Consider the following 26283-nt stretch of genomic DNA (forward strand, 5'->3'; position numbering starts at 1 on the left):
CGGTCCTCCTCTGTTAGACTACCTGCCGGACTTTAGCCGATCTGGCTACATCTAATCGTCTCGGCCCACCGGCTTACACTTTTCGGCACTCTCACCAGGAGAGTGCCAACAACGAGCAGTATAGTCCCGGCAGGGGTAGAATTCAAACCATGAACCCGAGGACTGAATCACGAGAAAGAAACGATAGCTCGCGCCGGGAGGGACTCCCGGCGCTTAGCAGAATACCTAGAGAGCTGGTCCGGGAAGAGCGTTACTGTGAACGGTGCGCCGCCGACACGGAGCACATTATCTATCGGGTGCCCAAGAAGATGCTCGTGGTCTACCTGAAAAACCACGATAACAACGTGCAGGCGACCTGCAGGGAGTGTGCCCGTAGCACCGTGCTCACCGGCGAGGAGCGGGAGCGGGCGCTACAGGGCGCATAAAGCAGGCTGGGATAGCTCCCGGATAGGTCCCCCGGATCTCAAGAATCCCGGCCTACAGAGGAGTAAGGCGGGCTACGAGGACCCCAGGGCTATGGTGAAGCTCCGAACCTCATAACCCGCTACCAGCTCGTTCCAGCTCACGGAGGGCTTACGCTCGATGTGCAGGTCTTCGAGGGCGAGCAGCTTGCGCAGGAAGACGTCGGACTCCTGAATGGCGATGTAGCTCCCGGGACAGCGGTGGCTGCCGTCGCCGAAGCCCATGACCGCCGCTCCGACCTTCTCTTTCTGCAGCTCGCGGCCCGGCCGGAGGGCGAGCGGACATTCCCCGGCCACCGACTCGTCGGCGTTTGCGTCGTAGATGTGGAGGTCCACGAGGCTGCCCGCCGGGATGGTCACCGAGGCTTCTCCGTCCGGCCCGCCGTCCAGCTGGATGTCGGCGGTGGCGCGCCGGTACAGGTGGCCGACCACGGGCTCGAGGCGCAGTATCTCCTCTAGCAGCGCGTGGCGTTCTTTCTCGTCGGCTTGCAGGTAACGCTCGCGGACCGTGGGCTGTTCGAGCATGTGCCAGGCGGCGACGCTTATGAACTCGCGGGTCGTCACCATGCCGGCCGCGGCGTAGGTCAGACACTCGGTCAGGATCTCGCCGTCGCCGTAGCCCTGCTCTATGAGGTGGGAGATCACATCCTCCCGGGGCTCTTTCTTGCGAGCCTCTATGGCGGGCTTGACGTCCAAATAGAAAAAGGCCGCGACCCGGGTCTGGTTGCGGGCGAAGCCGAGCAGGGCGCGCGGGCTCCAGCCGAAGCTCGTGATGTCGTTCGCGAAGAATGCCTCCAGACGCCGGTCCATCCCCGGCACTCTGCTATCCGTGAGCCCGACGACCTTGCCCGCGACCTTCACGGCGAGCTTCAGGCTCAGGTCGTCTAGCTCGGCGCGACGCTTGCGCCGCAGCTCGGAGATCAAGCCCCCCGCAAACTCCTCCATCAACCCCCGGTAGTTCTCGCTTACGGCCCTGGGCGAGAAGAAACGGGCGGTCTTAGCGCGCTGCTCGTTGTGCGGCTTGCCTTCCTGGTACAGGATCGGGGCCCTCATCTCCCCCGGCATCTTCTGTAGTAGCTCCGCGTTGAACCCCGCCTGCTTGACCTCGGTGCTCCGCAAGACCTCTCGTGTCTGGGCGTGGCCGCGGACGTGCCAGACCCCGTCCGGCCCCTGCTCAACCGCCTCCCGCGCGGGGGCCTCCACGGTACGCACCGTCTTGCGCTGAGACAGCGCCGCGTGGTCAACCGGACACCCTCCCCGAACCTCATCCGACATGGATCACCCCTCTCACTCACCGCTAATCCGCCACCCGGCGTTTTACGTTACTTTACGTTACGGTGTACAGCTTTTGAGACACAGAGTATCATAATAATCTTGGCAGCCGTGGTGGTTGTCAGTCAGAGGTATGCCAGAGGCAGAGGAGGGACATGGAGGCCGTAGACGGGACGAGCGGGTACTCCGGGGACCGGAGGGTGAGGCGCACGCGGCGTCTTCTGGCCGAGGCTTTGATCTCGCTCGTCCTGGAGCGGGGTTACGAGGAGGTGACGGTCCGGGAGATCACCGGGCGCGCGGACGTCGGTTACGCGACGTTTTTCCGGCATTATCCCGGTAAAGACGCCCTGCTCGAAGAGGTACTGGAGGTCGTGCTCGACGACCTGCTCCAACTGCTCGGTCCAGCGCAGGCCGAGGGACAGGCCGCCGTCGGCGCTTCGCTTTTCCGGTACGTTCAGGAGAACGCCGAGGTGTGCCGGGTACTGCTGGGAGACGGCGCTTCGCCGGCGCTGGTCAGGCGGATGGTAGAGACCGGCACGAGCAACGTGCTAGGTCAGAACGTCCCGTCCGGAGTGGGCGGAGAGAATTATCAAAACGAGCCCGTGCCGGCGGAGATCGCGGCCCACCACCTGGTAGTTTCCTCGATCGCGCTGATCCGGTGGTGGCTGGAGCGCGGGATGCCCTACCCGCCCGAGCGAATGGGTGGGATCTACCGGGACCTGATCGAACACCCTACCCGCAACGCGGCGTTCGAGACCTGAGCCGTCGGTCCCCGGACAGGGCGGATCGGAGCGAGGCAGAGTAAAGACAGGGCAATACGGGGTAAGGCGGGACAAGCGGGCTCAGGCGCTGGTCTCCGTGCGGTTCTTGCCGAGCTCTTTAGCGCGGTAGAGGGCGAGGTCGGCCCGTTTTGAGAGCGTGGTCCCGCTATCGTTGTGGCGATAAGAGGAGACCCCAAAGCTCGCCGAAATCCACCATCCGGTGGCCGACTCGTGCTCCTCGATGGTGATCCGGAGCCTATCGGCCAGCAGGTAGGCGGGCTCGAGGCCGGTGTCCGGCACGAGGACGGCGAACTCCTCGCCTCCCCAGCGCGCGAAGCTGTCGTTTTCTCTGAGGTGTGGCTGGACCTTGCGGGCGACGTTTATCAGGGCCTCGTCGCCGGAGTCGTGACCGTAGGTGTCATTGAGGATCTTGAAGTCGTCCAGGTCGAAGACGATCAGGGACAGAGCCCCGCCCGTGCGCGCGGCCCGCTCCACCTCCCGGCTCAGTATCGGCTCCAGGCCCCGGCGGTTTAATATCCCCGTGAGCGGGTCGGTGTCGGCCAGGCGCTTGAGGCGCTCTGCGTCGAGCTCCGTGCGGCGCAGGTCGTCTTTCATACTGGTCAAGAAATAGAGCACCGTAATGATAGAGACTCCAGAGACGTAGGTCAGGCCCAGCGTGTTCACTCCCTCCAGAGGGGTTCTCTCACCGGCGGGTAGAAAGAAAACGGGTAAGGAAAGCAGGACGGAGAGCGCGTACAGAATTCCCGCGCGGACCAGCGCCCCGAATCTCTCGTGGGCCAGAAAGACGAAGATGTAGATAAAAGGAAACCACAGGTAGAGGCTGAACAGCGAGACGTCCGTGAGCCCCGGCTGCGGCTCCAAGTACAGAGCATAGGCGAGGACCGCGAGCAACACGGCCCCTATGCTTATATACACCGCCTCCTCGACGATGCGCACCGGCAGCCTGCCGGAGAGTAACGTCCAGATAGAGACGGCCGAGACTAACAAGACGGAGACGAACGCGGCCCGGGTAAAGGGCGAAATGCTGCCCGCCAGCTCGTTTGCAAGCCAGGCAAGGCAGGAGCCTGTAAAACCCACGGTCAGGATCACCGCGTAGGTGCGGCGCTTGAAACCGGCTAGGGAATCCACTACCTCCCCCGTAGCACTCTGCCCCGTTCCCGGCACGATGGTAGACACGGTACAAGAATAACCCCTGGCCGCCTCCGGCTCTACGTCCGCCGCATAAGCTACGTAACCTTACGCGCTACGGGCGCTCACAGAGAGGTAGTCCGGGTGGGCCAGCGCGGGCGTGTAGAGGGCTGCGGCCCCGATCATGGCCGCGTTGTCGGTGCACAGCGCGGACGGCGGGACCACGAGCCCGAGGCTCCGGCGCTCGCACTCCTCACCGAGCCTGCGCCGCAGCCGGGCGTTGGCGGCCACGCCCCCGGCCACGACCAGCGAGCGCGCCTCCCGCAGCTCGGCAGCCCGCACCATCTTTCGGACCAGCGCCTCGACCACCGCCGACTCGTAGCTCGCCGCGAGATCCGGCAACTCCGCGGCCACCGCCTCCGCGTAGAGCCCCTTGAGCCGGTACAAAAGGCTCGTCTTCAGGCCGGAGAAAGAGAAGTTCAGGTCGTCGCGGCCCTTGAGCGCGACCGGGAAATCGTATGCGGCCGGGTCCCCCTCCCTCCCGGCCTCCGACAGCGCGGGGCCGCCCGGGAACCCGAGCCCGAGCATGCGGGCTCCCTTGTCCAGCGCCTCGCCGGCCGCGTCGTCCAGCGTCGCGCCGAGCCCTTCCATGCCACGGCGCTCGTCCACGGCGTAGAGGGCGGTGTGCCCGCCCGAGGCTATACCGGCGACGAAAGGAGGCTCGAGGTCCGGCTCGGTAAGATAGGCGGCGGCGACGTGCCCTTCGAGGTGATCCACGGCCACCAGCGGCAAGCCCCGCGAGTAGGCGAGCCCCTTGGCGGCAGAGACGCCGACGAGCAGGGCCCCGATCAGACCCGGATTCGTCGTGACCGCGACCTTCTCCACCTCCTCCAGCCCGACGCCCGCCTCGGATAGCGCCCGCTCCACGACACCATCCAGACGTTCGAGGTGGGCCCGCGAAGCGACCTCCGGCACCACGCCGCCGTAACGGCCGTGCTCGGTCTGGGTGTGGACCACGTTCGAGAGCGCGCGGGCGCCGGAACCGAGCGGCTCGACCACGGCGGCGCAGGTATCGTCGCAGGATGTCTCGATGGCGAGGATCACGACTCATATTGTAGCTGTCTGTAGCGGGCTATAGCGGTTACTCCACGTATCGGGCGCGCCGGTATACTCCCGTTATGCGCGCATTCTCGCTGTTGTTCGCTTTTATCTCGCTCGTGTTGCTGGTGCAGCTCGTGGCGTACCTGATCATAGGTCCGGTGCAGACGGTCTTCGTGGTGGCGCTGCTGGTGGGATTCGCGGCGTGTGCGGGGGCGGCTCTGTATCTGCTCAAGCCCTACGAGGACCGCGACGCACTGCAAAAACGCCGGGAGCTCTGGAGAGCACGCCGGGGTCTGGATGGGTCCGACGACGAGTCCGAAGAGCACCGGGAAGATGAGAGCCGGGAGAGGTAGAAAGTCTAGAAGGTCTAGAAAGGCTAGAGGGTGAGGCTCATGATCAGGGCGTCCTCGTCGCCGTAGTAGCGGGGGCGGCGTCCCACGGTCGAGAAGCCCAGGGAGTCGTACAGGGAGCGTGCGGAGGCGTTGCTCGGTCGGACTTCCAGATACACCGTCCGTGCTTCGGGGTGTTTGGAGATAGCCGAGGTTAGCAGACGCCGGGCGAGGCCCCTGCGGCGGCTCTCCGGACGCACGGCTATGTTCATGACGTGTAGCTCGTCCGCGGTGTGCTTGATGCCCACGTATCCCGAGATCCCGCCGCCCTCCGCAGTGTTCGCCGCGGCGACCAGATAATCGCTGAACGGGCTGTGTAGCTCCGCCTGCCAGATCGCCCGCGTCCAGGGGCGGGCGAGGCTTACGGAGTCTATCTCCCACACCTCGGGGAGGTCCTCCTCGCGCATCGGACGCAACTCCACCGGAGGTACCAGAGGCGCTTCGTCTCCCCTCTCTTTCATCCCTCGCTCCACGGGTTGCGTTCCCGACGGGCCTCTGCGTCGGGCTGGCGGACGTAGATCGGCACCAGTTCATCGGGCGTGACGGGTGTCAGGTCGCCGCCCCGCACCATCCCCGCCGCCGTGACCCGGTGCAGCGGGGAGCCGTCCGGCGGGATAAAGCCCAGATGACCGAGCCGCTCGCGGTAGCGTACCGCTCCGTCACCGGTCACGAGCGCCGCGGACATCTCCTCCGGCAGCGACTCCGGCTCGGCGCAGATAACTTCTCCCGCACCTCCACCGCCGTGGCGCCGGGCGAACACCTCGCCGCGCCGGGCGTCCACCACAGATAGCACGCTCCCACCCTCCCCGAGCACCGAAAGCGCGGGCTCTGCGAGCGCGGATAGCGTGTCCCCACCGGCGACCTCAAGGCCTCCCCCGAAAGCCAGCGAGCGGGCGGTGGCGGCGGAGATCCTGATCCCGGTAAAGGTTCCCGGCCCGAGACCGACGAGGATGCGCCCGATCTCCCCCACCCCGATGCCGCACAGTCCCAGCGTGGAGTGTATGGCCGGTAGCAGAGCCTCCGAAGATCCCCCCGATCCTCTACCGGCGACCGAGGTCTCGGCGAGTATCTCCCGCTCCTCCTGTACGTCGCCCCCGCGGTCCGCGCCGCTCACCCGCGCCACGGCGACCGTCGCCACCGACGTCGAGGTGTCGAAGGCGAGGACTAGCAACCGGCCTCCCTATCCTCCGTATTCTCTGCATCAGAGAGACGCCGGGCGGCGGGGCCGGAGATCTCGACCCGCCGCGTCGTGGCGGTCTCGTGCGAGAGCCGGACGACGGTCGGCTCCGCGAGCAGCGCGAGCGCGGGCTCGGCCCACTCCACGAACGCCACGGCGTCCGGACGGAGGTGCTCGTCCAGGTCGAGCGCGTCGTACGGGTCGAGGCCCTCCAGCCGGTACAGATCCAGATGCTCCACGGCGAGCCGCCTGCCTCCGCGCCCACCCCGGTAGGCCCGGGCCAGCTGGTAGGTCGGGCTCGTCACCTCTTCCTCCACACCCAGGGCGTGGGCGGCCGCGCGCACGAAGGTGGTCTTGCCAGCCCCCACCTCGCCGGAGAGGACGACCGCGTCGCCCGGCGCCAGCACGCGGGCAAGGTCTCGGGCGAGGCGCGAAAGCGCGGCCTCGTCCACACCCTGGCGCAGTATCGTGGGTCCGGGGAGCTCCCCCACGGACTTTTAGAAGAGCTCCGGCTGCGCGGGCTCTCTGGCTCCGGTCTCGCCGCCGGGGATGTTCAGGGTGCCATAGGTGGCCGGGCGTTCGGCGGAGAGGAGCTCCGGCAGACGCCCGAAGTCCGATAGCAGGAGGGCCCGGTCGGCCGGGGTGTAGAGCGCCCGCGGCAGCGAGAGAGTCGGGAAGACGAACCGGCCGTCCAGCGGCACGGCCCGGCCCCGGATGCGGGACACGGCCTCCTTGCGGCCCGTGAGCAGCCGGCTCGCGAGGTCCCCGAGCGCGAGGACGACCTTCGGATCTACCGCCGCCAGCTGGCTCATCAGGTACTCGCGGCAGGAGTTGATCTCGGCCGGCTTCGGCCCTCTTGGCGGGGTGCCGGGCGGCCGGCACTTGACGAGCGTGGTCAGGTAGGCCCGGTCCCGGCCCAGCCCGATAGAGCCAAGCAGCCGGTCGAGCAGCATCCCGGACGCCCCCTGGAAGGTCCGGCCCTCGCGGTCCTCATTGAAGCCCGGTGCCTCTCCGACCACGAACAGCTCCGCGTTTAGCGGGCCCTCACCGAAGACCACCTGGCTCCGGCTGTGGCACAGACCGCACCGCCTGCAACCCAGGGCCTCCTTCTGGGCCTCCGCGAAGTCCAAGGATACGCCTTAGATCTCGTCGGACTCTGGCAGGAAGTAGCCTAGGGCCACGTAAGCCCCGCCGACGATCAAGGTGCCGGGCCCGGGGATGAAGATCACCGCCGCCACCGTCGCCAGCCGGACCCAGACGGAGGCCACGCCCATCTCCCGGGCTATGCCGCCGCAGACGCCCATGATCCAACGGTCGCTCTTGGACCTCTTCAGTCCGCCCATGAGATCTCCACACCTCCCGTGATTCCGTAACTTCTCATAATTCTCATTACTCTCATTACTTCCCTCACGACTTTTCGTAATCCACCGGGGCCGACCGGAGCCGGTAGGCGTTACGGTCGTCTCTACAGTCTCTCAGTCTATAACAGCGGTGATTGGACCGCTTTCTCCGGCTCTAGCCGGACGACCACGTTGTCTATGAGCCGGGTGTCGCCGGCCTTTGCGGCGCAGGAGAGCAGTATCGCCCGCGTGCCGTCCGCGGCGTCTCCCAGGCTCTCGGCGTCGGCGGCCGACACGTAGTCCACCTCCAGGCCCTCTTGTAGGGTGAGATCCCCCTTCACCAGCTCGCGCAGCCTGTGGGCGAGCCGGGCCGGAGGCTCCCCGTCCCCGGCTTGACCGGCCTCCTCAGCGGCCCGGAGTGCGCGTGGAATCGCCAGGGCCGCCTCGCGCCCGGCGGCGGAGAGGTACACGTTGCGCGAGCTCAGGGCCAGCCCGTCCCGCTCGCGCACCGTGGGGCAGACCACGAGGCTCGCCGCAAACCCGAGATCCCGCATCATGCGCCGCACCACGACGGCCTGCTGGGCGTCTTTCTGGCCCATGTACATCCGGTCCGGCCCGACCACGTTCAGGAGCTTTACGAGCACGGTCGCGACCCCGGCGAAGTGTCCGGGCCGGGATGCGCCTTCGAGCACGTCCTCGAGGCCCCGCACCCGCACCTCGGTCGTGAAGCCGACCGGATACATCTCCTCGGGGCGGGGCAGGAACACCGCGTCCACCCCGGCCTCCTCGGCCAGCCGAAGATCACGCTCCTCGTCCCGGGGATAGCGGTCGAGATCCTCCGCCGGACCGAACTGCAGCGGGTTCACGAAGATGGAGACGACCACGGCCCCGCACTCCCGCCTGGCCCGTCTCACGAGCGAGAGATGCCCCTCGTGCAGGTACCCCATCGTGGGCACCAGCCCCACGGATGACTCCCCAACGGCTCCGCCGGACTTACCGGCGAACGACCGCATGTCCCCGGCGTTCCTCAGCACCTCCATTACCACTCCTCGTCCAACTTGTTAACCTTGTTGACCCTCAACGACCAGCCGTCATGGTCCTCGACGCCCGGTGGCGCCTGCCCGCAGGGCTCCTCACGGAGCCCTTTATGAAGGACCTGTGGCGTCGGTTCGCGGTGTCCGATCCGGAAACATCGCGGCCGTCTGCGCCAACGCCTCCTCGTCGTCCACCCCGCGGGCCGCCAGTAGCCGCAGGTGGCCCGCCGCGCGGCCCGCATCGGCGTCATCCTCCGGTCTCCCCCGTCCGAGCCTCCCTGCGAGGGCCCGGTAGTCCGGCGGCATCTGTGCGGCGGGCTCTCTCTCGCCCAGCCGGCGGCTCTCCCGCAGGAAATCCGCACACAGCTCGCGGTGGCGCTCGACGTGCTCGGGCTTGAGCCTGGCGCCCCGGGCGGCGAGCCGGTCGGCCAGGGAGAGCACCGCGAGCTCCTCGGCGAACGGTCCGGCCGCCCGAGCCAGCCGCCGCGGCGGGTAGTCCGAGCTCGGGTTGGACATGAAACCTATCTTCAGGTGCAGGGCGGTCAGCGTCACGGCGAGGTCCGTATCCCCGGCAGACACCCCGAGCCGGCGGCAGATATCGTGGGCATAGCACGCGCCCAGGGTATCGTGGGCGACGAAGAGCACCCGGCCCTCTATCTCACCCCGGGTGATGGGCTTCGCAATATCGTGCAGCAGGCCCACCAGCCGCAGCCCGGCGCGTCTCTCGGGCGGTACCCTCGCCCCCAGACTCTCCTCGTCGAGCTCGCGCTCCACCTCCCGGATGGTCTGCAGTATGTGGCCGAAGGCGTCGAGGTGATGAAAGTCCCCCTGACCCACGCCCCGGGCGAGCCCGAGCTCCGGCACCGCCTCCAGCACGAGCTCCGGCCGCAGGGGCGGCTCCAGCGCGGCGAAGAGGGCCTGCGCCGGGCCCGACCGGCTCTCGCCAGCTCCGGTTATTCCGGTTATTCCGGCTGCGGGGTCTACGGGATGTTCCAAGAGGGTCTCACGGGCTCGTTCGACGCGCCTAGCGGCGGCGACGGGCCTTCTTGCGGCTGGTGTTCGGGTTCGGACGGCCCTTCAGGGGCCCGGCCTCCCCGTCGTCTTCCCCGGAGCCCGCGGCGCGCCCGTTACCGGAGCCGCCCTTGCTCTTAGCCTGCTGCGCCCGCTGTGCCCGCTGCGCTCTCTGGCGCTCGGTAAAGGCCGAGAACAGGGTGAAGATGAAGAAGAAGAACACGGCGTTTATCGCGAGAAACGGCAGCTCCTCGGGGATCTCGATGCCGAAGCTCTGCGGCCAAATAACGCTCGTAACGTAGACTATGCCGAGCCAGATCAGGGTAAAGATCGTCGCCCGGCGAAAGGCTGATCTCCAGTTGAGGTCCTTCAACAACTCCGGGGCTCCTCTCGGTGCAATGGTTCGATACGCAAAGACCAGTCTATCGCACACGGACCCGGCCCAACCTCCCCGACCGAAAATCGTGTATGAATTTAAGCATTGGACAATTAGATTGCGCCAAATATAATGTGCGCGTCGGAGTTATCCCGCTGGTTGCGCCGGGAGGTTGCGGGCGGGGTCAGGCAGGATATCGGGAGGTTTACCGGAAGGTACAGGTTGGAAAGTCGAGGAGTTCAAAGAGTAGCTACGGAGTTCGGACACGGCCCTGTTTGCGGGGCTGAGGAGGTTTCATAGTGGCATTTTTGAAGGTTGGAGAAGAGAACAGCACGCCGGTAGAGCTTTACTACGAGGATCACGGCTCCGGTAGCCCGGTCGTCCTGATCCACGGCTGGCCGCTCTCGGGGCGGTCGTGGGAGAATCAGGTACCGGCGCTCGTCTCAGCCGGTCACCGGGTAATCACCTATGACCGCCGGGGCTTCGGGAGCTCGTCCCAGCCGTGGGCCGGCTACGACTACGACACCTTCGCGGCGGACCTCGACGCGTTGCTCACCGAGCTGGACCTCCGGGACGTGACGCTCGTCGGGTTCTCGATGGGCAGCGGCGAGGTCGCCCGCTACATCGGCAATTACGGCACCTCTCGCGTCTCGAGGGCCGTGCTCGCCGCCGCGGTGCCGCCGTATCTGTACCAGAGCGAGGACAACCCCGACGGCGGGCTGGACGACGCCACCATCCAGCAGTTCAAGGACGGTGTGCGCGGCGACCGCATCGCGTTCCTGGAGGAGTTCACCAAGAACTTCTTTACCGCCGGAGACCGGGACGACCTCGTCAGCGAGCCGAGCCGGCTGTATCACCGCGACATCGCGGCCTTCGCCTCGCCCAAGGGTACGCTGGACTGCATAGAGGCGTTCGGGCGCACCGACTTCCGCGAGGACCTGGAGAAGTTCGACGTGCCGACCCTCATAATCCACGGCGACTCCGACGGCATCGTCCCGTTCGAGGTCAGCGGCCGACGTTCGCACGAGACGATCCCGGACAGCACGCTGGCCCTCATCGAAGGCGCGCCGCACGGCCTCAACGCCACCCACCCGGAAGATTTCAACCGCGCGCTGCTGGACTTCCTCGGCTAACGCCGGGCAGCGCCGGTTAACGTCGGGCGGGGGGTACGGACGCTAGACGTTACGGCCTCTGTCAGGGGTGAGCCGGACCGGGGGAGTAGGTCCGGCTCGCTTTTTACGGGGCGAGTATGGTATATGTCGTATATTGGACTATTTGGAGAAGACATCGGGTAAAGAGAAGATGCTGCAGCCGGAGGACATGCTGTGCTTCGAGCTCCACGCCGCCTCCCGCGCGATGACGGCGGTTTACAGGCCGCTGCTCGGTGAGCTCGGCCTCACGTATCCCCAGTATCTGGTCATGGTGCTCCTCTGGGATAGCTCGCCCCGGCTGGTAAACGAGCTCGGCCGGGAACTGGAGCTGGACTCCGGCACCCTGTCTCCGCTACTCAAGCGTCTCGAAGGCTCCGGTCTGGTGCTGCGCCGCCGCCGGGAAGAGGACGAGCGCGAGCTGGAGGTTACGCTGACCAGGTCCGGCCGGGAGCTCAAAGAGCGGGCCCGGCACATTCCCGCCGCCATAGAACAGGCCGCGGACCTGGCCCCGGGAGAGATGGAGAAGCTCGTCGGCAGGCTCGCGAGCCTTAGATCCTCGCTGTACCGGTCTGCCTCCGGGTAACGGCCGGACCCGGCTATCGCCCGATGTAGATCCGCTCGACCCGGCGGGGGTTTACGCCGGTCGTGATCTCGTAGTTGATCGTGCCCGCCAACCGGCCAAGCTCCTCCGCGCCGACCCTCTCGCCGGCCTGCTCGCCGACCAGCACCACCTCGTCGCCGACCTCGACCACGCCGTCAACCCCGAGCACCATCGCATCCATCGTCACCCGCCCGAGCACGGGCCGCCGCTCCCCGCGCACGATCGCCACCCCGGCGTTCGAGAGCGTGCGGCGGTAGCCCTCGGCGTATCCGGCAGGCACCGTGGCGGCGTACATCGGCTCCTCGGCCCGGAAGGTAAGCCCGTACGATACCCCGTCGCCGGGCTCCAGCCGCCGCGTGTCCGCAACGTAGCTGACGAGGCTCATGACCGGACGCAGACCCTCCTCGTGGGGGTCTCCCTCGTCGCCCTGAGGGTGCATGCCATAGATGGCCACTCCGGGCCGCACGAGGTCGTAGCGGGAGCGGGGATGCCACAGCGTGCCCGCCGAGTTCGCGGCGTGTACGGTGAGCCCGGCAAAGGAGCCCGCATCCAGAACTTCCTCGAACAGGGCTAGCTGCCGCCGGGTGGAGCCGGAGTCCTCCGGGTCGGAGTCCGCGCAGGCGAGGTGGGTGTAGACGCCGGTCAGCCGGTCGCCGAGCACGCGCCGCGCCTCCCCCACTTCATCCGGCGCCACACCCCAGCGGTTCATCCCCGTGTTTACCTTGAGGTGCGCCCGCAGCCCGGGCACCGCGGCGATACGGCGCGCGCTCTGCGGGGAGTGTGCCGTCACCGTGAGGCCCCTGGAGGCGGCGAGCGCGAGCTTCTCCGGGAGCAGGTCGGTAAAGACTAGGACCGGGGCTCCGATACCGGCGTCCCTGAGCTCCGCGCCCTCCTCGGCGGTCACGACGGCCAGGGAGTCGGCCCCGGCGGATAGCGCGGCTCGCGCCACCTCCACCGCGCCGTGGCCGTAGGCGTCGGCCTTTACGACCGCCATCAGCCGGGCTCCTCCGGCGCGTCCGATCAGGGTGCGCACGTTGTGGCGGACCGCAGAGAGGTCTATGCGGGCGGCGGTTCGGGCGGGGCTTTCCCGGAGAGGCTCTCCGGTCAACTTCCGGGGCTCTTGAGGTGGAGCTTCAGGATGTCCATGCGGGTTACGACCCCGACGAGGCGGCCCTGGTCCTCCACCGGCAGGATCTTCTTCCGCTCACGCACCATCGCGGTCGCGGCCTCCGACAGCGCGGCCTCGGGCGGGATTGATACGGTCTCGGCGGTCATCACCTGGCCGACGGCGACGCCCGCGCTCTTTATGGTCTCCTCCTTGTACTCTCCCCAGTCGCCGAATGGCACCACGCCGCCGAGTATCTCCAGAAAGCCCGGGGTGCGGATATTGGCGTCCTGGAGTATGAGGTCGCCCTCGGTCACGATGCCCGCGACGGCGCCGTCCTCGACGACCGGCGCGCCGGGGATGCGCCGCTCGGCGAAGAGCCCTATCGCGGTCTCTATGGTGTCGTCCGGCGAGAGCGTCGGCCAGTCCTCGTGCATGACCTCGCTCACCCGGATGTTACGGACGTCTTGCTCTTCCACTGGCTCTCCCCTCGATTATGAGCTTACGATCCTTTTTTCACGGCGGGCTCCAGCCCACGATACTACTGCATCCGCCCGAGGCCCCACGGGCCCCGGGGTACAAGAGCTACAATATCTCGGCGAAGGCTAGAGGCAGATAGGGCAGGAGATCCGTGGCGGCTAGGCTCTCGGCGGGCCAGCCGGTGTCGGCGAGCCACAGCTCCGCCGCCTGCCCGTGGGCCCAGGCTCCGGCCCGGGCGGCCTCGTACCCGTCCATGCCACGGGAGAGCAGGGCCCCGATCACACCCGTCAGAACGTCCCCGGTGCCGCCGGTCGCGAGCGCCGGGGTAGAGCCGGTGGAGTTCACCGCCCTCTCCTCTCCCCGGACGACCAGGGTATCGGGCCCTTTCAGGAGCACCGTGCAGCCGTGTTCCTCCGCGGCCTCCCGAGCGTACCGCAGCCGGTGTGCGGACACCTCTCGAGCCCCGGCCCCGGAGAGCCTCCCAAGCTCGCCGTCGTGGGGCGTTATGACGGTCGGCGCGTCTCGATCCGCTATGGATCGGGAGCCGGAGAGGCTCGTGACCGCATCGGCATCCAGCAGGGCCGGGATGTCCGTGCCGGAGAGCATCCCTTCCACGAGCTCCCGGGTGCCCTCGCCGCCGCCGAGAGCCGGCCCGCAGGCGAGCGCCGTCGCCTTCCCGGCGTGGTCCAGTATCGTATCCAGCGCCCCGGCTCCCAGATAGCCGTTCTCGTCCTCGGGAGCACCGTACACGAGCACCTCGGTAAGCTCCGCATCGAGCGCCGAGGCCGCGCTCTCCGGCACGACGAGGAACACTATGCCGCAGCCCGCGCGCTGCGCCCCCCTCGCGGCCATCGCCGCCGCCCCGGTCATGGCGCGGGATCCGGCCACGATGAGCGGCGCACCGGCGGAGTACTTGTGGGCGGACAGCCCCGTGCGCGGCAGCGTTCCCCGTAGAGAGGCGGCGTCGGTCAGGCGTATCGAGGGCTCGGCGTCCGCCTCGGGCGGGATGCCGATGTCCACGACCGCGACCTCGCCGGAGTGCTGGAAGCCGGGTGAGATCACGCACCCAGCCTTCGCCGCGTGGGCGCAGACGGTCAGGTCGGCCCTTATGGCCTCGCCCTCTACCTCCCCTGTCGAGCCGTCTACCCCGGAAGGCACGTCGACCGCGACGGTCTTCGCCCGGGAGTGGTTTATCTCCCGGATCAGGGCGGCCTCCTTCTCGCGCACCTCGCCGTGAAATCCGGTGCCGAGCAGGGCGTCCACGACGAGATCCGCGCCGTCCAGCGCCTCCAGAAGCTCGCCGAGCCGTTCGGGGCCGTGGATACCGACGCCGAGGCTCCGCAGCACGGCGAGGTTCGTCTCCGGGTCGCCGGAGTAATCGTCTTTGGTTGCCACGACCGTAACCCCGACGCCGTGGCGGTGCAGCTCGCGGGCGATCACGAACCCGTCGCCGCCGTTGTTGCCGCCGCCGCAGACCACCAGGGCGCGGCGGGGCTCGAAACGTCTGAGTATCTCCCGCATCATCCCGGCCGAGGCCCGTTCCATCAGGACGATGCCCGGGATGCCGAGCTCCTGGGCCGCGGCATCCGCCCGAGACATCTCGTCCGCGGTGAAGATCCTCACGAGGCTGGGCCGTTTCGCCGGATCTGGCAGACGGCGACTGCGGAAAGCTCGGAGTGGGTTATGGAGATGGAGATGTCCTCTTCGCGCACCCCGACCAGCTTCGCGAAATCCGAGATCTTGCCCATCAGCCGCACGTAGGGGGCGCGGCGGCGCTGCCGGATCACCTCTACCCCGTTCCACTGTATGAGGCCGCAGCCCAGCGCCTTGCACACGGCCTCCTTGGCGGCCCAGCGTCCGGCGTAGTGGCGCTCGTAGAAGCGGTACTTCTCGCAGTAGGAGATCTCATCCCCGGTAAACAGCCTCTGGCGGATACGGGGCGTTCGCTCCAGGGCGAACTTCATCCGCCCACAGTCCACGACGTCCACCCCGACCTCTGGCACGTAGAAGTTCTCTGGGAGATTTTCCAAGGCGCTCTTCCGCTCCTGTCGCGGGTTTTACGGGTCATGTTCACGGCGGCCAGCGTCCCACTCAGGTGATGCTCCGCCAAAAGACATATTATAGAGGCCATGACGGCGGTGATCATAGGCAACCGGGGCGCGGGCCGGGCGGGGGGCGAGGGCAAGCTGGAACGCTGCGCCGAGATCCTGGAGTCCGGCGGCATAGAGGCCGAGATCTGGCCCACCGAGTACCCCGAGCACGCCACCGAGCTCGCCGCAAAGGCCGGGGACGGCCTGATCGTGGCCGCCGGCGGCGACGGCACGGTAAACGAGATAATAAACGGCATCTCCGCCGAGGCGACCCTGGGCATCCTGCCACTCGGCACAGCCAACGTCCTGGCGCGGGAGCTGGATCTCCCGATGAGGCTGGAGGCCGCGTGCAAGAGGATCATCCGCGGTCAGACCATCGACATAGACGTCGGGGTGGCGACCGACTGCGAGAGCGTGGAGCGCCGCTTTGCCTGCATGGCGGGCATCGGTTTCGACGCGAGCGTGATCGGCGAGGTTGACCCTCACATGAAACGCCACCTCAAAACTTCAGCATTCACGCTGACCGCCTTCCAGGTCTATTTCAAGAGCGAGATGCCAAAGTTCGAGCTCACCCACGGCGACGAGGTATACACCACCCAGTTCGCCATCGTCGCCAACACCAGTCACTACGGCGGCGATTTCAAGGTGATAGACGAGGTATCTCTAACCAGCGGCGAGCTCTCCGTGGTCAGGGTCGAGAAGGTCGGCTCCCTGCTCCGCCCGGACTACCTGGGACGCATCTTCGCCCGCCAGCCACTCTCCGGCTTCTCGCCGACGTTCTCCGGCGCGGAGGTTAGCGCGCGCGCCCTGGGCGAGAAAGTCCCCGTGCAGCTCGACGGCGAGATCTGGGGCTGCCTGCCGATGTCATTCCGCGTCGACCCCTCCAGCCTGCGTGTGATCCGGTGAATAGATGTCCAGCAGAGAGCAAGGTTCCGAATAAGATCTACACAGCGCTCGCAGAACGTCTCGAAAACGGGTGGAGAAGGTCTTCAGGCTAACCTCGGAGCTACGCGAAATTGAGAGGTAGACTTCTCGTAAGAAATAAGTTAATGACTCTCATCTTCAAGGAAAAACTTATCGAGCTTATCGGTGGTGGCAACTACGACACCAAATCCGAGTGCAAGTGCGGTACATAACCCGAGTAACCATAAAAGCACCGTATCAATTACGTTTGGAAACTCTACAAACTTTGAAAGCAACCAAGGCCCGTTACCAAGAAGTAAAAGTGGCAAGATAACTCTAGTGAACGCACGTGTTGAAATCATCCGTTCTCCTGTACGAAATCCAGCTACTTAACCGTAGCACTAGAAGTTTTGGTAAGCAATCTTCCCAGGAGAGAAGCCTTTGTATCGAGCGAGGAGCCTGCTCATGAGAATTACTAGACTCCTACTCTTTCAAGAGATTGCGAACCTTGGCGGCTATTATATTTTAGGTTCTATCCACTTTCGGCGAAAGCCAGCCGCAACCCGAGGCCGACAATCACCCCACCCGTAACGTATCCCAGAGCCTTCGCCGGTCCGGGTCTGCCTCTAAACCAGCCGCCCAGAGCTCCGGAGAAAAGCGCGATCACCCCGGTAAACACCAGTGTGAGCAACGTAAAAGCCGCCCCGAGCGAGAGGAAGCCCAACGCCCCGCCGGAGCCCGCGAACTGCGGCAGGAAAGCCAGAAAGAAAAGCGCGACCTTCGGGTTCAGCACGTTCGTGAGGAGGCCCTGCGCGAAGATGCTCCTGAGCCCCGCCGCCAGACGCCCGCTCTCTGGTACGGAGAAACTCTCTCTATCAAAGAGCGTCTTTACACCAAGGTACACTAGATAAGCCGCCCCCGCATACTTTACGACCTGGAAAGCGGCGGCGCTGCTCGCCAGTATCGCTGAGAGCCCGGCGGCGGCGAGCGTGGTGTGTACGAGCAGCCCGGCGCACACTCCCCACGAGGAGACGAGCGCCGCCCTCCGGCCCTGGGCCACACCGCGCGTCAGCACGTACAGGTTGTCCTGGCCCGGGGTCGCGATCAAGGCCAGCGACGCGCCCAGTAAAAACAGTAGACTCGAACCTTCCGGCAGCACACTCAAATTCTCACCTTCTACTCCACGGTTACGCTTTTCGCGAGGTTGCGGGGCTTGTCCACGTCCAGCCCGCGGAACTTCGCCACGTGGTAGGCGAGGAGCTGTAGCGGCACGCAGACCACTAGCGGGCTCAGCTCGGGGGTTTCGAGCGCCGAGGCAGGTAGCGGCAGGGTGGACTCCGCGACCCGCTCGGCTTCCGGGTCTCCCTCTGCGGCCACGGTTATGACGCGGGCGCCGCGGGCCATCGTCTCCTCGACATTGGAGAGCGTCTTCTCCCGGTACACGCCGTGGCCCAGGATGGCGACGACCGGGCAGTAGTCGTCCACGAGCGCTATCGGACCGTGCTTCATCTCGCCCGCCGGGTATCCCTCGGAGGGGAGGTAGGAGATCTCCTTCAGCTTCAGCGCCCCCTCCAGCGCGATGGGAAACGAGACGCCGCGCCCGAGAAAGAGCGAGCATCGGGCCTCCTCGAAGATGCCGACGGCCCGCCGCATCCGGCTCACGCCGTCCTCGCCCTCTAGCAGGGCCAGCGCCTCCTCCACCCTGTCGGGCGAGCGGCGTAGCTCCTGTCCGAGCTCTCGGCGCCCGTCCTCGGGTAGAGTCCCCCGCGCCTCCGCGAGCCCGAGCGCGAGCAGGTACATGGCCGCGATCTGGGTGGTAAAAGCCTTCGTGGAGGCGACGGCTATCTCCGGGCCCGCGTGGGTGAGCAGAACTGCGTCGGCCTCGCGGGTAATTAGCGAGTCCCGGGTGTTGGTTAGGGCGAGCACCTTGCCGCCGAAGCCCCGGGCGGACTCGACCGCCGCCAGCGTGTCGGTGGTCTCGCCGCTCTGGGAGATGGCGACCACCAGCGTCCGCCCGTCGCCGATGGGGTCCGAGTAACGGTACTCGCTCGCGATCTCCACGTCCACCGGGATCCGGCACAGCCGCTCTATGACGGTCTTCCCGAGAAGCCCCGCATGATAGGCCGTGCCGCAGGCCGCGACCACGACACGGTCTATATCCGTAAGGTCGAGGTCTAGCTCGGAGAGGTCGAGGTTCCCTTCGGTGTCCAGACGGCCGGAGAGGGTTCGGGCCAGGGCGCCGGGCTGCTCGTGGATCTCCTTGTGCATGTAGTCCTCGTAGCCGCCGAGCTCCACGGCCTCCGGGCTCCAGTCAACCTCGAAGTAGTCGCGCTCGACGGGCCGGCCGTCCGGGGTCGTGATCCCGACCTTCGAGCCGGTGATGGTCGCGATCTCACCGTTCTCGACCACCAGAAAACGCCGGGTGCGACCGACGAGGGCCTGCACCGCGCTGGCCAGGAAGTTCTCTCCCTCTCCGAGCCCGACGATCAAAGGGCTCTGGTGCCGGGCGGCGACTATCGTATCCGGCTCGTCGGCGCTGACCGCGGCGATTGCGAAAGATCCCGTAAGCCTGCCGAGTGTGGCGGCCACGGCCTCCCGCAGCCCCTCTCCGGCCTCCACCCGCTCCGAGAGCAGGTGGGCTATGACCTCGGTGTCGGTCTCCGAGACGAAGCCGTGACCCCTGCTTTCGAGCTCGCGCCGCAGCCCGGCGTGATTCTCGACGATACCGTTGTGCACCACGGCGACCCGTCCGGCCTCCGCCCGGGCGTTACCCGCGGCGCCGACGTGCGGGTGGGCGTTCGCCTCCGTAGGCCGCCCGTGTGTCGCCCAGCGGGTGTGGCCTATACCGCTCCGCACGCCGCCGAGAGATCCGTTCGTCTCGGCCAGCGCCTCGGTAAGATTCCTCAGGGGGCCCACACGCCGGACACGCCATATCTCGTCCGTGTCGGGTGCGGCGAGGGCGAGCCCCGCCGAGTCATAGCCCCGGTACTCCAGATGCCCGAGTCCCTCCATCAGGACCTCGACACACCCGTTTTCGCCCACGTAACCGACTATTCCGCACATCCCAGCCTTCTCCTTCCGTAACTCCCTTAGCTTCCGTAGCTCCAACGTAATAGCGAGCAGGCACGGCCAGGTCCACAGATCCGTAGGTACGTAGATACATGTGGGATCACCTGGGGCCACAGGAACAGCCTGGAGTGCTCCGGGTCCGGGCGGGGCTTTGTTCCCGGCGTCACCGCCGGGGTTTTACCACCGCCCTCTCGACCACCCGAAGGCCGAGACGCATCCGCCGAATAACTCGATAACGTCTACCTCGTCGACTCCCCGCCTCTCACGCCGGGAGCCCTGGCGCTATATCTGCTCTTGCCGTTCTTGCAGCTCTCGCTGACCGTCCTCCGCTCCGACCCGAGCTGCGGTAAAACCGCGCTCCCGCCAGAGCCTCTCGCTAACTTTTCTAACTCACGCGGCTTACCGGCTTGTATCCGGTGAGCCTCCGTACTCCTGTACTCTAGCTTACCTCCTCACTCTCGGCCTCTCCGGCACACGGGCAGCATACCCCGCCGCACGGAGCTTTAAAAGACCCCTGTTGCCTCTGAACGGCGCTGGAGACATGCCGCAGGCAGCGGGGAGGGCCGGAAGCATCCGCCCGGGGCATCCGCTAGGATTGTGGTTATGTCTAACGCTGACGGAGACTATGCCGTACGCCCCGGACGCCGGGAAGACGCGCCGGAGGCGGCCCGGCTCTGGATGCAGAGTGCGGAAGAGCACACGGAGTACGATGAGGTCTACCGGACCTCCCCGCAGGCCGAGAGGACCATGCGGCGCTTTCTCGCGGACCTGGCGAGCGGAGGTCACGCCTTCCTGCTCGTCGCGGTCGAGCCGGATGAGGGAGGCGTGATCGGCTTCCTCTCCGGGGAGCTCCGCGAGGGGTCACCGACTTTCTCCCCGAAGACCTGGGCCTCGGTAGACGACATCTACGTGGCACCCGAGCATCGCAGCCGGGGCGTGGGCCGGGAGCTCGTGCGCCGCTGCCGCGAGTGGGCCGCCGACCGCGGCGCCGACGGCGTCTCCCTACAGGTCGCAGCCGGAAACGAGCGGGCCCGCAAGCTGTACCGGGAGCTCGGCTTCCGAGAGGTCTCGGTCTACGCCGTCTCAGAGTTGTAGAGGTCACTTTTGGCGATCAATTTTGGAGTCCAAAGAAACCTTTAGAGCAATTTTGAGAAGCGCCACAAGGCCGGGTGCGCAAAGTGAAGTTTTCTTATCCACGATCAACCCTGAACATCCGCGGCATCAGATATAGCTTGATATATGTTGGGAGGATGCTCGGCCAGCCGGTGGCAGAGGTATAGGTACCATTCCTCACCGTAAGGCAGATAAACGCGGGCTCCGTATCCGAGATCGCGCATTCTAGCTAGACGTTCTAACTCTACTCCTTTTAGCATCTCGAATTCTATGTTGTCGGTCGAGAGCTCGTTATCTCGGACGAACCTATCAGCATGCTCAAGCAACTGCTGGTCGTGGGTAGAGATCGAGCAAGGGTGGCCCTCGGACAGTACCCTTTCCACGCAAGAACGATAGGCTGCGTCGGTCTCTACCCCTTTCATTATCGTCGCCTCTTCGGGCTCTTCAAAGGCACCTTTGACCAAGCGTATACGTCCCGGATGCTTGAGTACCGCTTCCATATCCTCAGGGGTGCGACGTAGATACACTTGAAGAGTTACGCCTACGTTCTCGAAACGTTCGGCGAGCCGATGATATATGGACAACACTTGCTCTGTCCTCTCAGAGCCTTCCATACTGATCATCATCTCCAGACCAGCGCGTCTGGCTCTCTCCGCCAGCCGGTAGGCTTGGCTATAACAAAGTTCTTCATCCACGGCGAGACCTATATGAGATAGGTCCAGGGAGACAGAGGAATCCAGCCCCCAGCGCAAAATCGAGTCGATGACGGTCTCAAACTCTTGCACGGCTTCCCTGGCTATCTGCTCGTCGCGGGTACTCTCACCCATGTAATCGATGGTTACGGCGAAGCCTTCACTGTTGAAAGATTGCGCGCCGGTCAAACACTCTTCTAGCTGCTCACCACCGATAAAACGTCTGGCGGATCGTAACAGTACGGCGCGTAAGTTCGGCTCACTCAGTATGTAAGCCTTTATGCTCTCGTCACGAGCTATACCTTTTAGAGCTAACGCTGCCCGGTCAGCATCTTCAATCTCCGGTGTAGCGTCTTTCATATGTCCTCCTCAGCTTGATAACCGCCAAAAGCTATGGACCGGGAGAGCACTTTCAGATCTGGCTCGGACTCGTAGCCCATATAGAAGAAGAACTCTACAGACTCCGCTATGATCTGGGCCTCTATGTAGGAGATGCCTTTCTCGGAGCAACGCCGCTCTACCTCCGCCAGCAGCGCCCGGCCTACGCCCCGGCCCCGGCTGCCGGGGGCGACGTGCAGCTCCTCGAAGCTCGCGAAACGGCCGCCGGAGGAGAGGTTCAGCCGGTAGTAGAGTAGCGCCGTTCCGAGCACCGCGTCCGATCCGGTCTCGGACGTTTCTCTGGCCGCTCTGGCCGTGATCACATCCGCCTCCCCGGCGCGCACCGCGTCCGCGAGCGAGCGCACGATCTCCTCGGGGAGTGGCTCACCTTCCCTGAGCTCGGCCTCCAGCAGCCGTAGCGGGGGCCGGAGATCGTCCGCCGGGGCCGGTCCCACCTCCACGGGCTCCACGGTCAGGCGGACCTCGCCACGGCACGACCGGCGGCCCGTATCGCGGCCTCGATATCTCCGTCGTCCACGTCGAGGTGGGTGCAGAGGCGGACGTAGCCGCTGCCGCCGGGGGTGACGAGCACTCCCTCTCGCTGGAGAGCCTGGGTCAGGTCCGCCGGGCGCTCGGCCCGCACGAGCACGATGTTGGTCTGTGGCGGCATCGCCTCGTACCCGGATTCGGCGAGACCCTCCGCGAGACGGCGGGCGCGGGCGTGATCCTCCGCCAGCCGCCCGACGTGGTGCTCGAAGGCGTAGAGGGAGCCTGCGGCGATCATCCCAGCCTGGCGCATCCCGCCGCCGAGCGCCTTGCGGGCGCGCCGGGCCTCGCGGATAGTCTCCTCGCTCCCGGCGAGCAGCGACCCGACCGGAGCGCCGAGGCCCTTGGAAGAGCACACCGATACCGTATCCGCGTGCTCGGCCCATTCAGAGGCCGGGACGCCGGTCGCGACGGCCGCGTTGAAGAGCCTCGCGCTATCGAGGTGGACCCGCAGGCCGAGGCCGTGGGCCTCGGCGGCGACGGCGGCGAAATCTTGTAGCGGGAAGATCCGGCCTCCGGATACGTTGTGGGTGTTCTCCAGACACAGGAGGGCGGGCCGGGCGAAGTGGATGTTCTCGGGAGGGACGGCGGCGCGGAGGGTATCCGGGCTTATGATCCCGGCCTCACCGGATAGTTGCCGGGCCTGGACGCCGGATAGCAATGCCGGAGCGCCACCCTCGTAGTTGAATATGTGGGAGGTTTCGTGAAGAAGGATCTCGTCAGCGCGGGCGGTGTTCACCATCACCCCGATCTGGTTAGTCATCGTGCCCGACGGGGCGTAGAGCGCGGCCTCCTTCCCCAGGACCCCGGCGACGTGCCGCTCCAGACGCTCCACGGTCGGGTCCTCCCCGAAAACGTCATCGCCGACGGGGGCCTCGGCCATCGCACTCCGCATGCCGGGCGTGGGCCGCGTCACCGTGTCGCTGCGCAGGTCTATCGTCTTCTCTCCTCCCGTAACCCCGGCCATCACACGGCCCCGATGCTGGTGGTTATGGAGAAGCTCACCTTCGCGGCCCGCTCCAGCCCCTCACGGCCCCGCGCGGCGTACAGCCGCCGGGCGGCGGCCTTTACGTGGGTGGAGCCGCGCGGCAGGGTAAACCCGGCCCACCGGGAGAGTTGGTCCATCTCTCGCAGGTAGCGGGCGCGGGCCAGGATAGAGGCCGCCGCGACCGCCATATCATCCTCGGCGCGCGGCCTCACCTCCAGCTCTACCCTGTCGGGGGTTCCGGGCTCTATGTAGGAGCGGGCCTTCTTCGCGAACTCGTCCACCACGAACCTCTCAACGCCGCCCAGCTCTGCGAGGATCTCGACGTTCAGTTCCCCGAGCAGCCGGTTTACGTTCTCGCCCGCCTTTGAGCGGCGGCGCTCAAACTCCATCGGCTCCAGGCACGACACACGCACGTTCTCCGGCCCGAGCACCTCCTCGATGCCCTCCGCCAGCTCCACGGCCTGGACGGTTGTGAGCAGCTTGGAGTCCCGCACCCCGAGCCCGCGCAGCGCCCGGTCCGTCTCCGCGTCCCGGACCCGCGCCCCGGCGACCACCAGCGGCCCGAAGTAGTCCCCTTTCCCGGCCTCGTCGGTGCCGGTCCGGCTGGGACTCTGGGCAGAGGCTTTCGCACCTCCGTTCGTAGTGCCGTCTTCTCCGGGCGCTCTGTTAGACGCCCTGTTAGATGCTTTGGACGCTCTGAATGCCGTGGACGCCGTGGCGGGCCGCCGCTCCTGTTTCCAGCCCTCCAGCAGACCCTTGAGGTCGGACTCCTTGCCCTGAACCAGCGCCTTGCCGCTATCATAGAGGTTGAGGGTCACCTTCTCCGGGCCCCGGAAGATGCGGTGCTGGACGCCGTGGTCTATCTTGCGGCCCTCGGAGATTTCGGCCCCCGCCCCATCGAGCAGACGCCGCAGGTCCGCGGGGGCCTCGCCGGCTCTGCTCACCGGATCTCGAAGTCTCCCGAGTTTTCCGAGCCGCCCTGGCTTTCTCCGGGCTCCTCGAACTCCGTCTCCACGCTCTCGACGGAGGCCTCGGGCGAGCCCTCTTCGCACCACCGGATCATCTGCCGCACGCTACTGGACTCTCCCTCGAAGGCCGCCTCGACCCGGCCGTCCGGCAGGTTCGAGGCCCACCCGGAGAGCCCGAGCCGGTTCGCCTCCTGGCGGGCCGCATCCCGGAAAAACACGCCTTGCACGCGGCCCGAGACGTATACGTGAGCCCTCTCTCTATCCTCTGTTTCGCCCTGCAAGATCCTCACCCCCACTATACCCGCCGGCGCTCCGGCGATAGCTTACGGTACGCGCTCCCCCGGGTCCGCCAGCGGGAGCATCCAGAGTCTAACGTCCAGGTCTCTGTGGTGAAAAGTCCGCCAGGAGCGGGGCGCAGGCGTGGGGCGCAGCGCGTAACTTGGGCCGGGGTCACGGGTATGCTAGCCTAGCACGGCTATGGAATCGGGGAGTCAGGTGCTACCGGGAGGTTCGGAGCCGCCAGAGGCGGACGGAGCCGGGCGCTCCAGGCTCACCCTTGTCGTCCCGACCCGCAACGAGGCGGGCAACGTGCCCAGGCTGGTCTCCGAGGTCCGGCAAAGCCTGTCGGACATAGATTACCGGCTCGTGTTCGTGGACGACTCCACCGACGAGACCCCGGAGATAGTACGCTCCCTGGCAGAGGAAGACCCCCGGATAACCCTGATCCACCGCGAAGGCGAGGACCGGGAAGGCGGGCTCTCGACCGCCGTTACGACGGGTATAGACACGGTCTCGGAGGCCAGCGAGTACACCTGTGTCATGGACGCCGACCTCCAGCACCCGCCGCAGAAGGTGCGCGAGATGCTGGGGACCGCCGATAACGAGGGCTCGGACGTGGTGGTCGCCAGCCGCTACGTCTCCGGGGGGAGCTACGAGGGGCTCTCCGGCCCCCTGAGGCGCGCAGTCTCGACCGGCAGCAAGTACCTGGCGCAGATAGTGTTCCGGGAGGCCCGCAAGACCACCGACCCGATGACCGGCTTCTTCCTGGTACGCAACGAGGCGATCTCGGGGATCCAGCTAAGGCCGACGGGGTTCAAGATACTGGTCGAGATCCTGGTCTGCGCCCCGGACCTCAAGGTGGTAGAGGTCCCGTTCAACTTCCAGGCGCGAAACGCCGGGGTATCGAAGGCGAGCCTCGGGCAAGGCGCGGAGTACCTGTCTCACCTGGCGAGCCTGTTCTGGTACGTGCCATCGGCGGGGAGGTTCTGGAAGTTCGCGATGGTCGGGGCGTCGGGCGTGCTGGTGAACATGGCGGTCCTGATCCTGCTCGCCGAGTACGTAAACGCCCACAAGGTCATCGCCTGGATGTTCGCCGTCGGGCTCTCCACGCTCTCCAACTTTCTCCTGAACAGCGCGTTTACCTGGCGCGACATCCGGCACGCCAGCCGCATACACTTTCTGGCGCGCGGGGCGCTGGCGTATCCGGTGGCGATTATCGGCATCGGGGCGAACTTCGCCGTGTACTACCCGCTTCTGAAGTACGTGACCGAGGCCTTCCCCTACTACGTCTTCTTCAACTTCCTGGGCATCCTGGCGGGCATGATGGTGAACTTCACGCTCAACTCCCGGGTGGTCTTCCGGCCCTCGAAGCCAGATTACCCCGACCCGGAGGAAGGCCCGGACGCGGTGGCCGACAGGGTGCGCTCGGCGCTCGGGGCGGATCTGGTGGCGCTGGTGCGGGCCGGGGACACCGAGACCGTCGGCCTCTCCTCCGGCGGCAGGCTCACCGGGGCGGACCGGAGCATCGCGGAGCTCGCGCTGGGGAACGGACAGCCGATGCTGGTTGTGAACGGCCCGCGCCGGCTGCCGCAGGCGAGGACCAACGCGCGTTGGGACAACTCGCTCGCGGTCCCGGTCTCGCTCGGCAACCAGGTGCGCGGCGTCTTCTACGTCACCCGGCGCGCCAGCGCCCGGTTCTCGGAGGATGACCTGCACTGGCTGACCGCCTACGTGCAGGATGCGGGCGGCATCTTCGACCCCCCGCCGGAGCCGGGGCCTCAGGAAGCGCCCGCTAAAGTGTCAGGGCCCACGGTACGAAAATCCGACTGAGCCCGGTCCAGTCAGGCTT

30 protein-coding genes are annotated in these 26283 nt (G+C 66.4%); 8 read left to right on the forward strand and 22 right to left on the reverse strand.

The window, feature by feature from the left end; all coding sequences use genetic code 11:
* Positions 1-149: 149 nt before the first annotated feature.
* Positions 150-425, forward strand: coding sequence for a hypothetical protein (locus tag ABD53_RS16915; RefSeq protein ID WP_152670663.1), 276 nt, complete (start codon positions 150-152; stop codon positions 423-425).
* 72 nt (positions 426-497) lie between these two features.
* On the opposite strand, the gene ABD53_RS08110 is transcribed toward ABD53_RS16915, so the two are convergent.
* Entirely contained in the window at positions 498-1736 is a 1239-nt protein-coding gene (locus ABD53_RS08110; protein ID WP_053057824.1) for a cytochrome P450, read from the reverse strand.
* A gap of 152 nt (positions 1737-1888) precedes the next feature.
* Between ABD53_RS08110 and ABD53_RS15870 the strand changes: the two genes are divergently transcribed.
* On the forward strand, positions 1889-2494 hold the full coding sequence (locus tag ABD53_RS15870; protein WP_053057825.1) for a TetR/AcrR family transcriptional regulator: 606 nt from the start codon (positions 1889-1891) through the stop codon (positions 2492-2494).
* Positions 2495-2575: 81 nt separating this feature from the next.
* Here ABD53_RS15870 and ABD53_RS15875 read toward each other — a convergent pair whose 3' ends face one another.
* A complete protein-coding gene (locus tag ABD53_RS15875; protein WP_053057826.1) occupies positions 2576-3643 on the reverse strand; it encodes a GGDEF domain-containing protein in 1068 nt (355 codons plus the stop codon).
* A 108-nt stretch (positions 3644-3751) separates the two neighbouring features.
* Complete coding sequence (tsaD, locus tag ABD53_RS08125) at positions 3752-4747, reverse strand: tRNA (adenosine(37)-N6)-threonylcarbamoyltransferase complex transferase subunit TsaD (protein ID WP_047865264.1); 996 nt, start codon at positions 4745-4747, stop codon at positions 3752-3754.
* Positions 4748-4821: 74 nt separating this feature from the next.
* On the opposite strand from tsaD, the gene ABD53_RS08130 reads away from it, so the two are divergent.
* Positions 4822-5097, forward strand: a complete 276-nt coding sequence (locus ABD53_RS08130; RefSeq protein ID WP_047865265.1) for a hypothetical protein — start codon at positions 4822-4824, stop codon at positions 5095-5097.
* Positions 5098-5120: 23 nt separating this feature from the next.
* On the opposite strand, the gene rimI is transcribed toward ABD53_RS08130, so the two are convergent.
* The 8 genes from rimI to ABD53_RS08170 all read right to left on the reverse strand — a co-directional run bounded on the left by rimI (position 5121) and on the right by ABD53_RS08170 (position 10071).
* Positions 5121-5594, reverse strand: a complete 474-nt coding sequence (gene rimI, locus ABD53_RS08135; RefSeq protein WP_047865266.1) for a ribosomal protein S18-alanine N-acetyltransferase — start codon at positions 5592-5594, stop codon at positions 5121-5123.
* Positions 5591-6304, reverse strand: coding sequence for a tRNA (adenosine(37)-N6)-threonylcarbamoyltransferase complex dimerization subunit type 1 TsaB (gene tsaB, locus ABD53_RS15880; RefSeq protein WP_053057827.1), 714 nt, complete (start codon positions 6302-6304; stop codon positions 5591-5593). The genes rimI and tsaB overlap by 4 nt, the downstream gene beginning before the upstream one ends.
* The gene (gene tsaE / locus ABD53_RS08145; protein ID WP_152670664.1) at positions 6298-6801 is read right to left on the reverse strand and encodes a tRNA (adenosine(37)-N6)-threonylcarbamoyltransferase complex ATPase subunit type 1 TsaE; all 504 of its coding nucleotides are present in this window, start codon (positions 6799-6801) and stop codon (positions 6298-6300) included. The genes tsaB and tsaE overlap by 7 nt, the downstream gene beginning before the upstream one ends.
* Before the next feature lie 6 nt (positions 6802-6807).
* Positions 6808-7440, reverse strand: a complete 633-nt coding sequence (locus tag ABD53_RS08150) for a uracil-DNA glycosylase (RefSeq protein ID WP_053057828.1) — start codon at positions 7438-7440, stop codon at positions 6808-6810.
* A 9-nt stretch (positions 7441-7449) separates the two neighbouring features.
* The gene (locus ABD53_RS08155; RefSeq protein WP_047865267.1) at positions 7450-7653 is read right to left on the reverse strand and encodes a PspC domain-containing protein; all 204 of its coding nucleotides are present in this window, start codon (positions 7651-7653) and stop codon (positions 7450-7452) included.
* A gap of 137 nt (positions 7654-7790) precedes the next feature.
* Entirely contained in the window at positions 7791-8690 is a 900-nt protein-coding gene (panC, locus tag ABD53_RS08160) for a pantoate--beta-alanine ligase (RefSeq protein WP_047865268.1), read from the reverse strand.
* 105 nt (positions 8691-8795) lie between these two features.
* Positions 8796-9680 carry an HD domain-containing protein gene (locus tag ABD53_RS08165; protein ID WP_047865269.1) on the reverse strand — a complete coding sequence of 295 codons (885 nt, stop codon included), beginning with the start codon at positions 9678-9680 and terminating at the stop codon, positions 8796-8798.
* A gap of 28 nt (positions 9681-9708) precedes the next feature.
* Positions 9709-10071: a hypothetical protein gene (locus ABD53_RS08170; protein WP_047865270.1), complete on the reverse strand. Its 363-nt coding sequence runs from the start codon at positions 10069-10071 to the stop codon at positions 9709-9711.
* A gap of 299 nt (positions 10072-10370) precedes the next feature.
* On the opposite strand from ABD53_RS08170, the gene ABD53_RS08175 reads away from it, so the two are divergent.
* Complete coding sequence (locus ABD53_RS08175; protein ID WP_047865271.1) at positions 10371-11204, forward strand: alpha/beta fold hydrolase; 834 nt, start codon at positions 10371-10373, stop codon at positions 11202-11204.
* Positions 11205-11373: 169 nt separating this feature from the next.
* The gene (locus ABD53_RS08180; RefSeq protein ID WP_047865272.1) at positions 11374-11805 is read left to right on the forward strand and encodes a MarR family winged helix-turn-helix transcriptional regulator; all 432 of its coding nucleotides are present in this window, start codon (positions 11374-11376) and stop codon (positions 11803-11805) included.
* A 13-nt stretch (positions 11806-11818) separates the two neighbouring features.
* On the opposite strand, the gene alr is transcribed toward ABD53_RS08180, so the two are convergent.
* The 4 genes from alr to ABD53_RS08200 form a co-directional block, all read right to left on the reverse strand.
* Positions 11819-12931, reverse strand: coding sequence for an alanine racemase (alr, locus tag ABD53_RS08185; RefSeq protein WP_047865273.1), 1113 nt, complete (start codon positions 12929-12931; stop codon positions 11819-11821).
* Positions 12928-13407, reverse strand: coding sequence for a CBS domain-containing protein (locus tag ABD53_RS08190; protein ID WP_053057829.1), 480 nt, complete (start codon positions 13405-13407; stop codon positions 12928-12930). The genes alr and ABD53_RS08190 overlap by 4 nt, the downstream gene beginning before the upstream one ends.
* A 106-nt stretch (positions 13408-13513) precedes the next feature.
* Positions 13514-15031, reverse strand: a complete 1518-nt coding sequence (locus tag ABD53_RS08195) for a bifunctional ADP-dependent NAD(P)H-hydrate dehydratase/NAD(P)H-hydrate epimerase (RefSeq protein ID WP_047865274.1) — start codon at positions 15029-15031, stop codon at positions 13514-13516.
* Positions 15028-15438, reverse strand: coding sequence for a holo-ACP synthase (locus ABD53_RS08200; RefSeq protein WP_053057830.1), 411 nt, complete (start codon positions 15436-15438; stop codon positions 15028-15030). Before ABD53_RS08200 ends, ABD53_RS08195 begins: the two co-directional genes overlap by 4 nt.
* Positions 15439-15537: 99 nt before the next feature.
* Here ABD53_RS08200 and ABD53_RS08205 point away from each other — a divergent pair, with 99 nt between their 5' ends.
* A complete protein-coding gene (locus ABD53_RS08205; RefSeq protein WP_047865275.1) occupies positions 15538-16404 on the forward strand; it encodes a diacylglycerol/lipid kinase family protein in 867 nt (288 codons plus the stop codon).
* Between the two features lie 529 nt (positions 16405-16933).
* Here the strand turns inward: ABD53_RS08205 and ABD53_RS08210 are convergent.
* Together ABD53_RS08210 and glmS are read right to left on the reverse strand one after the other, a co-directional pair.
* Complete coding sequence (locus ABD53_RS08210; protein WP_053057831.1) at positions 16934-17560, reverse strand: LysE family translocator; 627 nt, start codon at positions 17558-17560, stop codon at positions 16934-16936.
* Positions 17561-17577: 17 nt separating this feature from the next.
* Positions 17578-19464, reverse strand: coding sequence for a glutamine--fructose-6-phosphate transaminase (isomerizing) (gene glmS, locus ABD53_RS08215; RefSeq protein ID WP_047865276.1), 1887 nt, complete (start codon positions 19462-19464; stop codon positions 17578-17580).
* Between the two features lie 609 nt (positions 19465-20073).
* On the opposite strand from glmS, the gene ABD53_RS08220 reads away from it, so the two are divergent.
* The gene (locus tag ABD53_RS08220) at positions 20074-20565 is read left to right on the forward strand and encodes a GNAT family N-acetyltransferase (RefSeq protein WP_053057832.1); all 492 of its coding nucleotides are present in this window, start codon (positions 20074-20076) and stop codon (positions 20563-20565) included.
* A gap of 104 nt (positions 20566-20669) precedes the next feature.
* Here ABD53_RS08220 and ABD53_RS08225 read toward each other — a convergent pair whose 3' ends face one another.
* The 5 genes from ABD53_RS08225 to ABD53_RS08245 are packed head-to-tail and all read right to left on the reverse strand — an operon-like array spanning position 20670 to position 24436.
* Positions 20670-21635 carry a proline dehydrogenase family protein gene (locus ABD53_RS08225; protein WP_047865277.1) on the reverse strand — a complete coding sequence of 322 codons (966 nt, stop codon included), beginning with the start codon at positions 21633-21635 and terminating at the stop codon, positions 20670-20672.
* Complete coding sequence (locus ABD53_RS17250) at positions 21632-22114, reverse strand: GNAT family N-acetyltransferase (protein ID WP_160309648.1); 483 nt, start codon at positions 22112-22114, stop codon at positions 21632-21634. The genes ABD53_RS08225 and ABD53_RS17250 overlap by 4 nt, the downstream gene beginning before the upstream one ends.
* Before the next feature lie 11 nt (positions 22115-22125).
* The gene (locus ABD53_RS08235; RefSeq protein ID WP_047865279.1) at positions 22126-23166 is read right to left on the reverse strand and encodes a threonine aldolase family protein; all 1041 of its coding nucleotides are present in this window, start codon (positions 23164-23166) and stop codon (positions 22126-22128) included.
* Complete coding sequence (locus ABD53_RS08240) at positions 23166-24131, reverse strand: ribonuclease HIII (protein ID WP_047865280.1); 966 nt, start codon at positions 24129-24131, stop codon at positions 23166-23168. Before ABD53_RS08240 ends, ABD53_RS08235 begins: the two co-directional genes overlap by 1 nt.
* Entirely contained in the window at positions 24128-24436 is a 309-nt protein-coding gene (locus ABD53_RS08245) for an acylphosphatase (RefSeq protein ID WP_047865358.1), read from the reverse strand. Before ABD53_RS08245 ends, ABD53_RS08240 begins: the two co-directional genes overlap by 4 nt.
* A 214-nt stretch (positions 24437-24650) precedes the next feature.
* Between ABD53_RS08245 and ABD53_RS15885 the strand changes: the two genes are divergently transcribed.
* A complete protein-coding gene (locus ABD53_RS15885) occupies positions 24651-26264 on the forward strand; it encodes a glycosyltransferase (RefSeq protein WP_053057833.1) in 1614 nt (537 codons plus the stop codon).
* Positions 26265-26283 lie beyond the last annotated feature (19 nt).

It is taken from the genome of Rubrobacter aplysinae, assembly GCF_001029505.1.
GTDB lineage: Bacteria > Actinomycetota > Rubrobacteria > Rubrobacterales > Rubrobacteraceae > Rubrobacter_A > Rubrobacter_A aplysinae.

Coding starts and splice junctions, on each gene's coding strand:
- ABD53_RS16915 (WP_152670663.1), top strand. CDS start 150: ATGAACCCGAGGACTGAATCACGAGAAAGAAACGATAGCTCGCGCCGG.
- ABD53_RS08110 (WP_053057824.1), bottom strand. CDS start 1,736: ATGTCGGATGAGGTTCGGGGAGGGTGTCCGGTTGACCACGCGGCGCTG.
- ABD53_RS15870 (WP_053057825.1), top strand. CDS start 1,889: ATGGAGGCCGTAGACGGGACGAGCGGGTACTCCGGGGACCGGAGGGTG.
- ABD53_RS08130 (WP_047865265.1), top strand. CDS start 4,822: ATGCGCGCATTCTCGCTGTTGTTCGCTTTTATCTCGCTCGTGTTGCTG.
- rimI (WP_047865266.1), bottom strand. CDS start 5,594: ATGAAAGAGAGGGGAGACGAAGCGCCTCTGGTACCTCCGGTGGAGTTG.
- ABD53_RS08155 (WP_047865267.1), bottom strand. CDS start 7,653: ATGGGCGGACTGAAGAGGTCCAAGAGCGACCGTTGGATCATGGGCGTC.
- panC (WP_047865268.1), bottom strand. CDS start 8,690: ATGGAGGTGCTGAGGAACGCCGGGGACATGCGGTCGTTCGCCGGTAAG.
- ABD53_RS08180 (WP_047865272.1), top strand. CDS start 11,374: ATGCTGCAGCCGGAGGACATGCTGTGCTTCGAGCTCCACGCCGCCTCC.
- ABD53_RS08205 (WP_047865275.1), top strand. CDS start 15,538: ATGACGGCGGTGATCATAGGCAACCGGGGCGCGGGCCGGGCGGGGGGC.
- glmS (WP_047865276.1), bottom strand. CDS start 19,464: ATGTGCGGAATAGTCGGTTACGTGGGCGAAAACGGGTGTGTCGAGGTC.
- ABD53_RS08220 (WP_053057832.1), top strand. CDS start 20,074: ATGTCTAACGCTGACGGAGACTATGCCGTACGCCCCGGACGCCGGGAA.
- ABD53_RS08225 (WP_047865277.1), bottom strand. CDS start 21,635: ATGAAAGACGCTACACCGGAGATTGAAGATGCTGACCGGGCAGCGTTA.
- ABD53_RS08235 (WP_047865279.1), bottom strand. CDS start 23,166: ATGGCCGGGGTTACGGGAGGAGAGAAGACGATAGACCTGCGCAGCGAC.